Raw genomic sequence first — 360 nt, forward strand, 5'->3', positions numbered from 1 at the left:
CGGCGTTTTTCAAGGTAGTTGTCGCCTAATCATGTTTAAGCAGCTTGTTTCAGCTGCTCGTTTATATCTGGTTTCTCTGGATTAAGCATGACCGGCCCAGCAGGTTCACATTTCCTTATTTCACCTGACCAACGCTCTGGGTTTCTTGCCTTCGCTTGTTTGAAGACTGTCTTTCTTTTTGCCAGGATTTTTGCATCTTCATTACGATGACGTTGCCCCGGAGTCACGAAGCCTATTCGACTATGACGGTGTTCTTCGTTGTACCACTCGACAAAGTTCTTAACCCAACTTCTAGCATCACCCAGATTATTGAAGCCAGATGAAGGCCATTGTGGCCTGTACTTCAACGTTCTGAACAAT

General features: G+C 45.3%; 1 protein-coding gene. It reads right to left on the reverse strand.

All coding sequences use genetic code 11. The annotated features are described in order from the left end of the window. Positions 1-35 precede the first annotated feature (35 nt). The coding region (locus MD588_RS25955) for an integrase core domain-containing protein (protein WP_265700838.1) at positions 36-360 on the reverse strand (325 nt) is incomplete at its 5' end.

Source organism: Photobacterium obscurum (assembly GCF_026191635.1).
GTDB classification, from domain to species: Bacteria; Pseudomonadota; Gammaproteobacteria; order Enterobacterales; family Vibrionaceae; genus Photobacterium; species Photobacterium obscurum.